Annotated in this window: 14 protein-coding genes and 1 riboswitch; of the genes, 1 reads left to right on the forward strand and 13 read right to left on the reverse strand. The window is 65.9% G+C overall.

Features of this window, described 5'->3' with window-relative positions:
* Genes cobC through cobO form a run of 9 tightly spaced genes read right to left on the reverse strand, consistent with a single transcriptional unit; the run spans position 1 to position 8,066 of the window.
* Complete coding sequence (cobC, locus tag DGA31_RS06735) at positions 1-585, reverse strand: alpha-ribazole phosphatase family protein (protein WP_109512011.1); 585 nt, start codon at positions 583-585, stop codon at positions 1-3.
* The gene (gene cobT / locus DGA31_RS06740) at positions 582-1,634 is read right to left on the reverse strand and encodes a nicotinate-nucleotide--dimethylbenzimidazole phosphoribosyltransferase (protein ID WP_056838191.1); all 1,053 of its coding nucleotides are present in this window, start codon (positions 1,632-1,634) and stop codon (positions 582-584) included. Before cobT ends, cobC begins: the two co-directional genes overlap by 4 nt.
* Positions 1,631-2,152 (reverse strand): bifunctional adenosylcobinamide kinase/adenosylcobinamide-phosphate guanylyltransferase, encoded by a 522-nt coding sequence (cobU, locus tag DGA31_RS06745; protein WP_056838189.1) that lies wholly within the window; start codon positions 2,150-2,152, stop codon positions 1,631-1,633. The genes cobT and cobU overlap by 4 nt, the downstream gene beginning before the upstream one ends.
* Position 2,153: 1 nt before the next feature.
* On the reverse strand, positions 2,154-3,614 hold the full coding sequence (locus DGA31_RS06750; protein WP_109512012.1) for a cobyric acid synthase: 1,461 nt from the start codon (positions 3,612-3,614) through the stop codon (positions 2,154-2,156).
* Positions 3,611-4,615 (reverse strand): threonine-phosphate decarboxylase CobD, encoded by a 1,005-nt coding sequence (gene cobD, locus DGA31_RS06755; RefSeq protein ID WP_109512013.1) that lies wholly within the window; start codon positions 4,613-4,615, stop codon positions 3,611-3,613. Before cobD ends, DGA31_RS06750 begins: the two co-directional genes overlap by 4 nt.
* On the reverse strand, positions 4,608-5,516 hold the full coding sequence (cbiB, locus tag DGA31_RS06760; protein WP_056838182.1) for an adenosylcobinamide-phosphate synthase CbiB: 909 nt from the start codon (positions 5,514-5,516) through the stop codon (positions 4,608-4,610). Before cbiB ends, cobD begins: the two co-directional genes overlap by 8 nt.
* Positions 5,513-6,163, reverse strand: coding sequence for a 5,6-dimethylbenzimidazole synthase (gene bluB, locus DGA31_RS06765; protein WP_056838180.1), 651 nt, complete (start codon positions 6,161-6,163; stop codon positions 5,513-5,515). Before bluB ends, cbiB begins: the two co-directional genes overlap by 4 nt.
* On the reverse strand, positions 6,160-7,458 hold the full coding sequence (locus tag DGA31_RS06770; protein WP_109512014.1) for a cobyrinic acid a,c-diamide synthase CobB: 1,299 nt from the start codon (positions 7,456-7,458) through the stop codon (positions 6,160-6,162). The genes bluB and DGA31_RS06770 overlap by 4 nt, the downstream gene beginning before the upstream one ends.
* Positions 7,455-8,066: a cob(I)yrinic acid a,c-diamide adenosyltransferase gene (gene cobO / locus DGA31_RS06775; protein ID WP_056838177.1), complete on the reverse strand. Its 612-nt coding sequence runs from the start codon at positions 8,064-8,066 to the stop codon at positions 7,455-7,457. The genes DGA31_RS06770 and cobO overlap by 4 nt, the downstream gene beginning before the upstream one ends.
* 96 nt (positions 8,067-8,162) lie before the next feature.
* Positions 8,163-8,373: riboswitch (cobalamin riboswitch) on the reverse strand.
* A 102-nt stretch (positions 8,374-8,475) separates the two neighbouring features.
* Here cobO and DGA31_RS06780 point away from each other — a divergent pair.
* A complete protein-coding gene (locus tag DGA31_RS06780; RefSeq protein WP_109512015.1) occupies positions 8,476-9,792 on the forward strand; it encodes a PQQ-dependent sugar dehydrogenase in 1,317 nt (438 codons plus the stop codon).
* Between the two features lie 70 nt (positions 9,793-9,862).
* Here DGA31_RS06780 and DGA31_RS06785 read toward each other — a convergent pair whose 3' ends face one another.
* The 4 genes from DGA31_RS06785 to hda form a co-directional block, all read right to left on the reverse strand.
* Positions 9,863-10,405, reverse strand: a complete 543-nt coding sequence (locus DGA31_RS06785) for a C40 family peptidase (RefSeq protein WP_056838173.1) — start codon at positions 10,403-10,405, stop codon at positions 9,863-9,865.
* A 73-nt stretch (positions 10,406-10,478) separates the two neighbouring features.
* Positions 10,479-11,180: a C40 family peptidase gene (locus DGA31_RS06790; protein ID WP_109512016.1), complete on the reverse strand. Its 702-nt coding sequence runs from the start codon at positions 11,178-11,180 to the stop codon at positions 10,479-10,481.
* Between the two features lie 74 nt (positions 11,181-11,254).
* On the reverse strand, positions 11,255-12,019 hold the full coding sequence (locus DGA31_RS06795) for an NAD-dependent deacylase (RefSeq protein ID WP_161959156.1): 765 nt from the start codon (positions 12,017-12,019) through the stop codon (positions 11,255-11,257).
* Entirely contained in the window at positions 12,013-12,717 is a 705-nt protein-coding gene (gene hda / locus DGA31_RS06800; RefSeq protein ID WP_056838166.1) for a DnaA regulatory inactivator Hda, read from the reverse strand. Before hda ends, DGA31_RS06795 begins: the two co-directional genes overlap by 7 nt.
* Positions 12,718-12,797 lie beyond the last annotated feature (80 nt).

Here is a 12,797-nt window from a genome sequence, read left to right on the forward strand (position 1 = left end):
TCAGCGCTCCGTCAGTCGGCCATCGGCATCAATGTCGATGGCCAGCAAGGCGCCGTGGCCGACCTCGACTTGCAGCAAGTGCTCACGTGGCAGGCCGCGGGCCTGAGCCAGCAACAGGCGCATCACGCCGCCGTGGCTGACCAGCAACACGCGCTCGCCGGCATACTGGCGCTGCAAATGCTGCACGCCCCCAAGCACACGCTCGGCAAAGGCCAGCACCGGCTCGCCGTTGGGCGGGGTAAAGGTATAAGGGTTATCCCAGAACGCTCCGAGCCCCGCCGCATCGGTGTCCATGATCTGCGCCGCGCTGCGCCCTTCCCAATCGCCGAAATGCAGCTCTTGCAAGGCCGGCGCCAGCGTCATGGGCACGCCCAGGCGCTCGGCCAGGGCCTGGGCAAAACGCGCGCAGCGCTGCAAGGGCGAACTGACAATACGCGTCCAGGGACCACCTTCAACGACGGCTTCGTGCATCTGCGACCAGCCCTGTTCAGTCAGGGCGTCGTCCAGGCTGCCGCGCAAGCCGCCGCCCAGTTCGGTTTCACCGTGCCGCAGCAGGTCCAGGCACAGGCGCCCCTCGAGGCTCATGCCGGGCGATCCGCCACGGCGGCCTCGGCAAAGGTCGCCATGCCGTTGTGCAACTCGCAGGCCAGCCGTACCAGCGGCACCGCCAGCGCCGCCCCGCTGCCCTCGCCCAGGCGCAGGCCCAGGTCGAGCAAAGGCTCGGCCTGCAGCACTTCGAGCACATGACGATGACCGGTCTCGGCCCCCCGATGACCGAACAGCAGCCAGGCCCGGCAGGACGGGTTCAACCGCACCGCCACCAGCGCCGCTACGGTGCAGATAAAACCATCGACCAGGGCCACGATGCCCTCCTGCGCACAGGCCAGGTAAGCGCCGACCAGCGCGGCAATCTCGAAGCCGCCCAGGCAGAACAGGCTGCACAACGGGTCGCCGGCGTGCTCGGCGTGTACAGCCAGGCCGCGCTCGATTACCGCAATCTTGTGCTGCACGCCTTCAGCGTTAAGGCCCGTACCAGGGCCGACCAGCAAGGGCGCGGCGCACTCGAGCACCGAGCAGGCCACGGCGCTGGCGGCCGCCGTGTTGCCAATGCCCATTTCCCCGCCCACCCACAATTCGCCACCCGCCGCCTTGGCACGCAGCACACTGTCACGTCCGGCCAGCAACGCCGCATGACCTTGCTCGACGGTCATGGCCGGGCCCTGCACGAAGTTGGCGGTGCCGGCGCCCAGGTGCAAGTGGCGCACGCCGGGCAGGTTCACGGGCGAGACGGTGCCCAGGTCGATCACGTCCAGTTGTGCCGCCAGTTGCCGGGCCAGCACGCTGATCGCCGCGCCGCCATTGACGAAGTTGCCGAGCATCTGCCCGGTGACCGCCTGCGGGTAGGCCGAGACGCCTTCGCTGACCACGCCATGGTCGCCGGCGAAGATCGAGATCCACACCTGTTCGACACTGGGTTTCTCGCGCCCTTGCAGGCCGGCGATCTGCACCGCCAGGCGTTCCAGTTGCGCCAGCGAACCCGCCGGCTTGGTCAATTGCTGTTGGCGTGCCAACGCCGCTTCCCGGGCGGGCACATTGATTGCCTGAGCCGGTGCAAGCCACCAGGTCTGTGTCATGGAGCAGTTCCTTTCAAGGTCAGGGGCAGGCCGGCCACGGTCAGCACCACGCGCTGGCAGCGCTCGGCCAGGGCCTGGTGCAACAGGCCGGCTTCGTCGACATAGCGACGGGTCAGCTCACCGAGGGGCACCACGCCCAGCCCGGTTTCGTTGCTGACGAAAATGATCTCGCCGGGCAGCCCGGTGACGGCATCAAGCAGCGCCTGGCGCTCCTCGACAAGGCGCTCGGCGTTGTCGAGCATCAGCAGGTTGGTCAGCCACAGGGTCAGGCAGTCGACCAGCAGGCACTGGTCGGCACCGGCCTGTTCACGCAACGCAGCGGCCAACGCCAACGGTTCTTCGACCAGTCCCCAACTGTCCGGGCGACGCTGGCGATGCAGGGCCACGCGCTGGTTGAGTTCGCCGTCCACCGGCTGACTGGTGGCGATGTAGGTCACCGCCAGCCCTGAGCGGGTGGCCAGTTCTTCGGCCAGGCGGCTTTTGCCGGAACGGGCACCGCCAAGGATCAGTTGCAACATGTCAGGCGTGCTCCAGGCCGCAGAGCTGGCGCAGCAAGGCCACGTCCAGGTGCCGGTCGACCAGATCGGCCAGGCGCTCGATGTCGTATTCGCGCAGGGCGTGGTAGTCGATGCTCTGCACCTCGGCCAGCCCGGCCCAGCGCAGCAACGCGGTGCAGGCGGCCGGCGACTCGAACAGGCCATGCAGGTAGGTGGCGAAGATCTGCCCGTCCGTGCTTTGGGCGCCGTCGCAACGGCCATCGTCCAGGCGCACCGCGCAGTGCTCAAGCGCTGCACCCGTGGTGACGCCGGCATGAATCTCGTAACCGGCCACCTCGGCGCCCTCAAGCGCCAGGTGACCGCGGACATTGCGCAGCTGCTTTTCGCTTTCCAGCACCGTGCTCATGTCCAGCAGCCCCAGGCCGGCACTGGAGCCGGGCGCGCCTTCCAGCCCTTGCGGATCGTGCAGGTGCTGGCCGAGCATCTGTAACCCGCCGCAAATGCCCAGCAGCTTGCCGCCATAGCGCAGGTGACGGGCGATGGCCTCGTCCCAGCCGTTGGCGCGCAGCCAGGCCAGGTCGCTGCGCACGCTCTTGGAGCCAGGCAGAATGATCAGGTCGGCCGGCGGGATGGGCTGGCCGGCGCCTATGAACTGCAGATTGACCTGCGGGTGCAGGCGCAACGGGTCGAAATCGGTGTGGTTGCTGATGCGCGGCAACACCGGCACCAGCACATTGAGCACCTGCTCGGCCTTGTCGGCCTGGCGCCGGTCCAGGCCATCCTCGGCCTCCAGGTGCAGGTCCATCAGATAGGGCAGCACGCCGACCACCGGCTTGCCGGTGCGCTGCTCCAGCCAGTCCAGGCCGGGCTGCAGCAAAGCGATGTCACCGCGAAAGCGGTTGATGACAAAGCCCTTGATTCGCGCCTGCTCGCTAGACGACAGCAGCTCCAGCGTGCCGACCAGATGGGCAAAGACCCCGCCACGATTGATGTCGGCAATCAGCAGCACCGGACAGTCGACCACCTCGGCAAAGCCCATGTTGGCGATGTCGTTCTCGCGCAGGTTGATCTCGGCCGGGGAGCCGGCGCCTTCGACCATCACCACCTGATAGGCCTCGCTCAGGCGCTGGTGCGAGGCCAGCACCGCCTGCATGGCGATGGTCTTGTAGCCGTGGTAGGCCACGGCATTCATGGTGGTCACCGCCCGGCCATGAATGATCACCTGCGCGCCGGTGTCACTGTTGGGCTTGAGCAGCACCGGGTTCATGTCGGTGTGCGGCGCCAGCCCGCAGCCCTGGGCCTGTACCGCCTGGGCGCGTCCGATCTCGCCACCGTCGGCGGTGACGGCACTGTTGAGGGCCATGTTCTGGGGCTTGAACGGCACCACGCTGACGTCCTGGCGCGCCAGCCAGCGGCACAGCCCGGTTACCAGCGTGCTCTTGCCGGCATCGGAGGTGGTGCCCTGCACCATCAGGGTGGTCATGTCAGTTCCTTGAAATAGTCATGCAACAGGGTGTCCAGGCGCTGCCAGTCAGCCTCGCTGGCCGGCAAGCCAAAGCGCAGGCTGCAGGCGTCGGCGTTTTCGCCGATGAACAGACGTAACAGCACGCCACGCCGGGCGGCAAACTCATATAAAGGTTGCGCATGGGCCGTGACCCGCCATTGAAACAGGGCGCAACCGCCGGTCGGTGCCAGGTCGTGGGCGGCCAGCAACCCGGCAAGCCGCGTGGCGGCCTGTTCAAGGCGCTGGCGCTGGACCTGCTGGCCGGCCCGGTCGCTCAGGCAGGCCAGGCCAATCCTGCGGGTGGGACCGCTGACCGCCCAGGGGCCGATCTCGCGGGCCAGTGCCTTGAGCAGGCTCGGCTCGGCCAGGGCAAAGCCCAGGCGCACCCCTGCCAGGCCGAAGAACTTGCCGAACGAGCGCAGCACGATCAAGCCGCTGCGCGTGGTTTCGGCGGCCAGGCTTGAGGCCGGGGTGCTGTCCATGAAGGCCTCGTCGATGACCAGCCAGCCACCGCGCTCGGCCAGCCGGGCGTGCCATTCCAGCAAGCGCTCAGGCGCCAGCAGCAGCCCCGTGGGGTTGTTGGGGTTGACCACCACCAGAATGTCGAGGCTGTCGAGAAAGTAGTCGACCTCATGGGCCAGCACTTCACGCACCAGAAAGCCGGCCTTGCGCCAGGCATGCGCGTGCTCGGCGTAACAGGGCGAGACCACGCCGACCTTGCCGCCACTGCGCAGGCGCGGCAAGGCCTGGATCGCGGCTTGCGAACCCGGCAACGGCAAGGCACGCGGGGCGTTGTAATACGCGCAAGCTGCGGCTTCAAGGCCGTCATCGGCTTGCGGCAGACGTGCCCAGTCTTGCGCCTCGATGGGCGGAATCGGCCAGGCCCAGGGTGCGATACCGGTGGACACATCCAGCCAGTCGGCCTCGGCCATCCCGTAACGCTGCGCCGCCGCCCGCAAGCGGCCTCCGTGTTCAAGCATACAATTGTGCTCCTGCACACAGCACCAGCAGCCACAGCCAGACGCCGCGCTGCACCAGTTGCCAGCCGGCCTCGATGGACTCTGCATCGGCAGGCTTGCCTTCACCCAACGGCGGGCGCTCATGCACCTCACCGTGATACACCGCAGGCCCGCCCAGCTCGACGCCCAGCGCACCGGCGCCGGCCGCCATCACCGGGCCCGCATTGGGGCTGTCCCAGGTCGGCCCCTGGGTGCGCCAGCAGCGCAGCGCCAGGCGCGTCTTGCCCAGCACCGCGTAAGTCAGGGCCACCAGCCGCGCCGGCATATAGTTGAGGACATCGTCGATCTTCGCCGCCGCCCAGCCGAAACGCTCGAAGCGTTCGTTGCGATAGCCCCACATGGCATCCAGGGTATTGCTCAGCCGGTACAGCACCACGCCCGGCGCCCCGGCCACGACAAACCAGAACAGCGCGGCAAACACCGCATCGCTGCCGTTCTCCAGCACCGACTCAGTGGCGGCACGGGCCACGCCATTGGCATCGAGTTCCGAAGTCTGCCGGCTGACCAGGTAGCCGACCCGCTTGCGCGCCTCGTCCAGGTCATCGCCACGCAAGGCGGCCGCCACCGGTTGCACATGCTCACCCAGGCTGCGCAGCCCCAGCGCGCAGTACAGCGCCAAGATCTCGACCAGCGTGCCCAGGTACGGCAACCAGCTCAGCAGCGTGATCAACAGGGTCAACGGCACCACGGCCAGCACCCAGGCGGTGACACCATGGCTGCGCCAGCCACGACCAGCGGCATTGAAGCGTTGCTCGATACGCTCGGCATAGCGTCCGAACGCCACCAGCGGATGCCAACGTTTCGGCTCGCCCAGCAACGCATCCAGCGCCACCCCCGCCGCGCTCAACAGCGCCACACTCATGGATGCACTCCCCATTGGTTTTCATACAGCAATTGTTCGAGCGGGCGCGCCTGCGCCCAGCCTTCGAGCACCAGCATCGGTGCCGGATAAAAGCCATCGACCGGTCCCAGGCACAAAATGGCCAGGGGCCGCGCGCCGGCGGGCATGTCGAGCAAGGCGGCCAACGCATCGGGGTCGAACAGCGACACCCAGCCCATGCCCAGGCCTTCGGCCCGCGCCGCCAGCCACATGTTCTGGATGGCGCAGGACAACGACGCGATGTCCATCTCCGGCAAGGTACGCCGGCCAAAAATATGCTGTTCGCGGCCGTCCATCAGCGCCGCGACGATCACCTCGGCGCAATCGCTGATGCCCTCGACCTTGAGTTTCATGAAGTCATCGGCGCGCTCACCCAGGGCCTCGGCAGTGCGCACCCGCTCCTGCTCGACCTGGGCCTGCAGGCTGGCACGCAAGGTCCGGTCGGTGATGCGGATGAAACGCCAGGGCTGCATCAAACCGACGCTGGGCGCCTGGTGCGCGGCCTCCAGCAAACGCGCCAGCCGTTCGGGCGCCACCGTGCCACCACTGAAGTGGCGCATGTCACGGCGCTCGGCAATGGCCCGGTACACCGCCGCCCGCTCATCGGGGCTGAAGGCTGCGTCGCTCATGGCGTGAACAGCGCCGCAATCGCAGGCGGGCTCGAAGGGAAATAAAAATGCACGTACGAGGCCGTCAACCGGCCCAGGCGATAGACCGCCTCGGCCCCGCGCCCGCCATTGGGGCTCACGCCCCGGGCGATCGGCTCCAGGGCCGTGCTGGTCAATGAGTGATGGTAAGTGTGCCCGCGCAGCAAGCCTTCGGGCAGCGCCACGTTCTGCAGCGCCAGGGCCGCCAGGCGCGTTTGCATCACCGCCTCGCCCGGCACCAGGCCGGCCAGTTCGACGCGCACGCCCTGGACATCGGTCAGGGCATCGAGCAGGTAGAGCATGCCGCCGCACTCGGCCAGGATCGGTTTGCCTGCCGCGTGATGGGCGGCAATCGCCTCGCGCATCAAACGGTTGGCGCCCAGGGCCACATGGTGCAGCTCGGGATACCCCCCGGGCAGGTACAGGCTGTCGGCCTCGGGCAGCTGCGTGTCATGGATCGGCGAGAAGAAACTCAACTCGGCGCCCATGCCCCGCAGCAGGTCGAGGCTGGCGCCATAGACAAAGGCAAACGCTTCGTCACGGGCGATGGCAATGCGCACCCCGGCCAGCAACGGCTCGACCGGTTGCGGTTCGGGCGCAGCAAAGGTCACCGGCGGCGGCAGCGTCACTTCGCAAGTGCTGCCCAGCGCCTGGGCGGCGGCATCCAGGCGCGCATCCAGATCGTTCAATTCACTGGCCTGCACCAGCCCCAGATGGCGGCTGGGCAGCTCAATGCCGGTCTCGCGCGACAACGCGCCGTACCAGCGCAGCCCTTCGGTCAGGCTGTTTTCCAGCAGTTGCGCATGGCGCACAGTGCCGACCCGGTTGGCCAGCACGCCGGCAAACGGCAGGTCCGGCTGATAACGCGCCAGCCCCAAGGCCAGGGCGCCGAAGGTCTGGGCCATGGCGGTGCCGTCGATGACGCCCAGCACCGGCACCCCGAAGTGCCGCGCCAGGTCGGCGCTGGACGGGGTGCCGTCGAACAGGCCCATGACCCCTTCGATCAGAATCAGGTCGGCCTCACCGGCCGCCTCCCAGAGCAGACGGCGGCTGTCTTCGACGCCGATCATCCACAGGTCCAGTTGATAGACCGGCGCACCGCTGGCGCGCTCCAGGATCATCGGGTCGAGAAAATCCGGGCCACATTTGAACACACGCACCTTGCGCCCCTGATTGCGATGCAACCGGGCCAGCGCAGCGGTGACGGTGGTCTTGCCCTGCCCGGAGGCCGGGGCGGCAATCAATACGGCGGGGCACTGGCGGGCAGCGTCACTCACAGCTCGATGCCCTTTTGCGCACGAATGCCGGCCTGAAAGGCATGCTTGACCATGCCGATCTCCGACACGGTGTCGGCCAGTTCGATCAATTCGGGCTTGGCACCGCGGCCGGTGACCACCACATGCTGCATGGGCGGGCGCGCCTGCAGATCGGTCAGCACCTGGTCGAGGTCCAGGTAGCCGTGCTTGAGGGCAATATTGAGTTCATCGAGGACCACCAGGCTGATGGCCGGGTCGCTGAGCAATTGCTTCGACACCTCCCAGGCCGCCTGGGCAGCGGCGATGTCGCGCTGACGGTCCTGGGTTTCCCAGGTAAAGCCCTCGCCCATCACGTGATAGCGCACCTGCTCGGGAAAACGCCGGAAAAACAGCTCTTCGCCGGTGCTGTTGCGGCCCTTGATGAACTGCACCACACCGCATTGCATGTCGTGTCCCATGGCCCGGGCCAGCATGCCGAACGCCGAACTGCTCTTGCCCTTGCCATTGCCGCTGAGCACCAGCAGCAGGCCGCACTCATTGGGCGAATTGGCAATGCGCTCGTCGATGATGGCTTTCTTGCGCAGCATGCGCGCCAGGTGGCGTTCGTCACGTTCGGGGGATGGGTTCATCTTCAGCTCTCCGCTGGGGGGCACGCGAAAGCAGACGACAGGACAGCCTCGGGCCGCCAGGCGCGTACCCGTTGCAGAGCATCGCCCGCCGTGATGCTGTGGAAAGAGTGACAGGCCGGTCTCCGGGCTCATGAGCGGGTGTTACCCCTGGCGGTGCGCCTTCCCGGGCAAACCCAGTGGCGTCGGACACCGCCTTGACTCATCTACCGTTGCGGGGGCAGCGCCGGAATTGGACAGGTCCTGACCGGCTTCCCTGTTTCACCTCGCCAATCGATGATTGCAAGGCACCTGAAACAAGCGGCGAAGGGTAGAGGGTTGGGTAAACAGCGTCAAACAGTATTGAATTGAACCTCACGGACGGCGCTTTCTCTATCCATAATCAGCTTTTGGTTTATGGCGAGGCCTCACCATGCTCAAGCGTGTCCCGCATTGCGCAATCATCCTGCTCACCGCAGGCGGCCTGGCAGCCTGTGGCGAAACCGCCAGCCTGCAAGTGGCCGACGGCTCGGGCCCTGCCCCGCAGCTGCCCGCCCCCAACAAGACCCTGCTGCCGACGGTCAATATCGCCCCGGCCATCGGCTGGCCCGAGGGCGGCAAGCCGGTCGCCGCCCCCGGCACGCAAGTGGCCGCCTTTGCCGAAGGCCTGGACCATCCGCGCTGGCTGTATGTATTGCCCAACGGCGATGTGCTGGTGGCCGAATCCAACACGCCCGCCAAGGAGACCTCCGGGGGATTGCGTGACTGGATCGCCAAGAAGGTCATGAGCCGTGCCGGGGCCGGCGTGCCCAGCGCCAACCGCATCACCCTGCTGCGCGATGCCGACCGCGACGGCGTTGCCGAGACCCGCTCGGTGCTGCTGGAAAACCTCAACTCACCGTTCGGCATGACGCTGGTGGGCAATACGCTGTACGTCGCTGACACCGATCGCCTGCTCGGCTTCTCCTATGAAAGCGGCCAGACCCGGATCAGCGGGCCACCTGCGGTGATCACTGACCTGCCAGGTGGCGAGCTGAATCACCACTGGACCAAGAACGTGATCGCCAGTCGTGATGGCAGCAAGCTGTACGTCACAGTCGGTTCCAATAGCAATGTCGGCGAGAACGGCATGGACCAGGAACAGGGGCGCGCCGCCATCTGGGAAGTGGACCGCGCTTCAGGGCAGAAACGCCTATTTGCCTCGGGACTGCGCAACCCCAACGGCATGGACTGGGAACCGGTGACCGGCAAACTCTGGACCGCCGTCAACGAGCGCGACGAAATCGGCAGCGACCTGGTACCCGACTACGTGACCTCGGTGCAGGACGGCGGCTTTTATGGCTGGCCCTACAGCTACTACGGCCAGCACGTCGATGAACGCGTGCAGCCACAAGAGCCGCAGAAAGTCGCCAGCGCCCTGGTGCCCGATTATGCCGTGGGGCCGCACACCGCTTCGCTCGGGCTGGTGTTCGCCGACGGCAAGACCCTGGCCGCGCCGTTCGATGAGGGCATGTTCATCGGCCAGCACGGCTCATGGAACCGCAAGCCGCACAGCGGCTACAAGGTGGTGTTCATCCCGTTCAAGGCCGGCAAGCCTGCAGGCCAGCCGGTCGATGTGCTGAGCGGGTTCCTGGACAAGGACGAGAAAGCCATGGGCCGCCCGGTGGGCGTGGTCAACGACCAGCGTGGCGGCCTGCTGGTGGCGGACGATGTAGGCAACCGCATCTGGCGCGTGACATCAGCCAGGTAATCAGATGGACTCGCCCACGCCGAGGCGTGGGCGAGTCCATCCGATTACAGAGCAGAATAAAGACTGTGAATCACCGGCCGTTCTGCGCCAGGCTTTCCGGGCGGATCACGCGCTTGGCGTTCAGATAGGCCTTCTGCCAGTAAGGCTTGCTCAGGCTGTCGAGCTTGACCGTGCCGCCGGTGGCCGGTGCATGCACGAAGCGCCCTTCACCGACATAGATACCGGCATGCGACACCTGCGAGCCGCCGGAGGTGGCGAAGAACACCAGGTCGCCGGTCTGCAACTGTTCACGCCCCACGGTCGGCGCGTTCATCACGATCATGTCGCGCGTCGAGCGTGGCAGGCTGATGCCGGCCATGTCACGGTACACATAGCCGATCAGGCCGCTGCAATCGAAACCGGAATCCGGGGTATTGCCGCCCCAGCGATATGGCGTACCCACCAGCCCCAAGGCACGAAACAGCACATCCTCGACCGCCGGTGACGCTACGGTCGCGGGCGCAGCCAGCACGGGGCGCTGAACGATACGGGGTTTCTGGGGGGGTGGTGCGCTGGCGCAGGCGCCGAGCAGCGCTGCGAGGGAAATCACCATCAGGCGTAACGTCATCGACATAACCACAACTACTCCCTTCGGATGCGGCCTTGTTGCCGAAAGCACAAAGCCCGGTCAGGGACCGGGCATCACGTTATTTATGGCGTTTGATAGTAGCGGGTTTTACGCTGGTCGAGGTCATCGCCGTGGTCTGCACGTCGCCGCTTGGCGGTGCCAGCACCAGGGCGCGCTTGGCCTCGATGAAGGTCTTGCTCCAGTACGAGTCGTCCAGGCTGTCGATCCGGACTCCGCCGCTGCGGCGGCTGCTGGAATGAATGAACTGCGCATCCCCCAGGTAGATCGCTGCATGGCTGACACGACCGCGACCGGCGGTGCTGAAGAACAGCAGGTCACCCGGCTTGAGGTCGCGGCGGGCAACCTGCGGTGCATCGATATTGATCATTTCCCGGCTCGAACGCGGCAGGCTCATGCCGGCCTCTTCGCGGAACAGGAAATTGATGAAACCGCTGCAATCGAAGCCCGAGGTAGTCGAGCTGCCGCCAAAACGGTAGCGCGTACCGATCAGCGACTTGCCGCGTTCCAGAATGGAGTCGGCCAGCAACGGCAACTGGTAGGAGGTGTTTCTGGAGAACCCGGCCAGTTCTTCTTCGGCTTCCTGCTCCTGCTGCAATTGAGCAGTGTGGGCATGACGCACGCCGGACTGGGCGGTGATGGAATGGGTGTACTGCGCCTGGTGTTCAGGCTGCGGCTGGGTGACCGATGACTGGGTCGAGCAACCGAACAGAAACGTGGCAAAAAGCAGTGGCACGAGGGGTGCGAAGCGAACAACTTGCATGGGCACGACCGTGGCGGAAAATTCAGGAGCCGCGACTATGCCTTCAATGAAAGTGATTTGCAAATTCTATCGAATTAAATGTGACTTATGAGTTCAGGCATGACATGTGCCGCCCGCCCCTTGAGAAACACGTCCATGGCGGCACTGTGATCAGTGGCCAAGGGATTGATTTCCAAGGTAAACCCGCCTGAGACACGGGCGCGCAGCACAGGTTCCTGGATATAAGGAAAACTGGCAGTGGTGCCAATGCTTAGAACCGCATCGAACCCCAGGCTCATCTGCTGTTCCAGAGCGCTCAAGGCCTGTTCCGGCAGCATTTCCTGAAACAACACGACCGGCGGTCGCAAAATGCCATTACACACCCTGCAGAGGGGCGGCAAGGGTCGTTGCAGGTGCTCGCTCAGGTGAGGATCCTGTGCGCCGCATGCCTGGCAGAACAGCAGTGCCATCTGCCCGTGAATTTCGATCAGTCGTTCCGGCGGACTGCCAGCGGCACGGTGATACCCGTCGACGTTCTGGGTCAGCACCCAGCACTCGGGCTTGAGACGCTGCAACTGGGCAATGGCGTAATGCGCGACATTGGGTTCGCCGCCCAGGCAGGCACTGCCCAACTGAGCAATGTACTTCCAGCACAGTGCCGGGTCGCGGCGCAGCATCGGCCCCGACAGGGCCACTTCGATGGGCAGGTCGTCATCGGTGCGGCCGTTGTACAGGCCGCCGACGCCCCGGTAGGTCGGCAACCCCGAATCGGCGGACAGCCCGGCCCCGGTGATCACCAGAATGCGGCGGGCATGGCGCAGCGCTGCACCGGCCTGGCGCATCAACTGCGGGTCTACCACCCAAGGGTTTCCTTGAGAAAGGGAATGGTCAGCTTGCGCTTCTCCTGCAATGACGCCTGGTCGAGGCGCTCAAGCAGATCGAACAGCGCGCTCATGCTGCGCGTGCCGCGCGTGAGGATGAAGTGCCCCACGTCATCGGTGAGGTGCAGGCCGCGGCGTGACGCGCGCAATTGCAGTGCACGCAGTTTGTCTTCATCGGACAGGCCGCGCATCTGGAACACCAGGGCCATGGTCAGCCGCGACTTGAGGTCGGGCAGCTTGATCGGCAGTTCACGGGGCGACTTGGAGGCGGCGATCAGCAGGCGTCGGCCGCTGTCGCGCAGGCGATTGAACAGATGGAACAGCGCTTCTTCCCAGTCCGGCTTGCCGGCAATGGCCTGCAGGTCGTCCAGGCACACCAGCTCGTATTGCTCCAGATGGTCGAACAGCTCGACGCCCTCTTCGAGCAACTGGGCCAGGGGCAGGTACACCGCCGGCTCACCGAGCTGCTTGAAACGCAGGCACGCGGCCTGCAACAGGTGCGTACGACCTACCCCGTCCTTGCCCCACAGGTAGATCAGGCTTTCGGTCCACCCCGCGTCCGCTTCACACAGGCGCTCGACATAGCCCAGCGCCGCTGCATTGGCGCCGGGGTAGTAATTGACGAACGTGGCGTCGTCACGCAGACGCACACTCAAGGGCAGCTGAACGGGTTTCATGCTGGCTGGGCGCTTCCTGGGAGCAAGCGAACCTCGCGAAAAAGAATGCAAAGTCTATACCTGCAAGGCGGGCCGCACAA

Source organism: Pseudomonas ovata (assembly GCF_003131185.1).
Lineage (GTDB): Bacteria > Pseudomonadota > Gammaproteobacteria > Pseudomonadales > Pseudomonadaceae > Aquipseudomonas > Aquipseudomonas ovata.

Excerpts from the sequence above, each read along its gene's own strand:
- cobC (WP_109512011.1), bottom strand. The coding sequence starts at position 585 with ATGAGCCTCGAGGGGCGCCTGTGCCTGGACCTGCTGCGGCACGGTGAA.
- cobT (WP_056838191.1), bottom strand. The coding sequence starts at position 1,634 with ATGACACAGACCTGGTGGCTTGCACCGGCTCAGGCAATCAATGTGCCC.
- cobU (WP_056838189.1), bottom strand. The coding sequence starts at position 2,152 with ATGTTGCAACTGATCCTTGGCGGTGCCCGTTCCGGCAAAAGCCGCCTG.
- DGA31_RS06750 (WP_109512012.1), bottom strand. The coding sequence starts at position 3,614 with ATGACCACCCTGATGGTGCAGGGCACCACCTCCGATGCCGGCAAGAGC.
- cobD (WP_109512013.1), bottom strand. The coding sequence starts at position 4,615 with ATGCTTGAACACGGAGGCCGCTTGCGGGCGGCGGCGCAGCGTTACGGG.
- cbiB (WP_056838182.1), bottom strand. The coding sequence starts at position 5,516 with ATGAGTGTGGCGCTGTTGAGCGCGGCGGGGGTGGCGCTGGATGCGTTG.
- bluB (WP_056838180.1), bottom strand. The coding sequence starts at position 6,163 with ATGAGCGACGCAGCCTTCAGCCCCGATGAGCGGGCGGCGGTGTACCGG.
- cobO (WP_056838177.1), bottom strand. The coding sequence starts at position 8,066 with ATGAACCCATCCCCCGAACGTGACGAACGCCACCTGGCGCGCATGCTG.
- DGA31_RS06780 (WP_109512015.1), top strand. The coding sequence starts at position 8,476 with ATGCTCAAGCGTGTCCCGCATTGCGCAATCATCCTGCTCACCGCAGGC.
- DGA31_RS06785 (WP_056838173.1), bottom strand. The coding sequence starts at position 10,405 with ATGTCGATGACGTTACGCCTGATGGTGATTTCCCTCGCAGCGCTGCTC.
- DGA31_RS06790 (WP_109512016.1), bottom strand. The coding sequence starts at position 11,180 with ATGCAAGTTGTTCGCTTCGCACCCCTCGTGCCACTGCTTTTTGCCACG.
- hda (WP_056838166.1), bottom strand. The coding sequence starts at position 12,717 with ATGAAACCCGTTCAGCTGCCCTTGAGTGTGCGTCTGCGTGACGACGCC.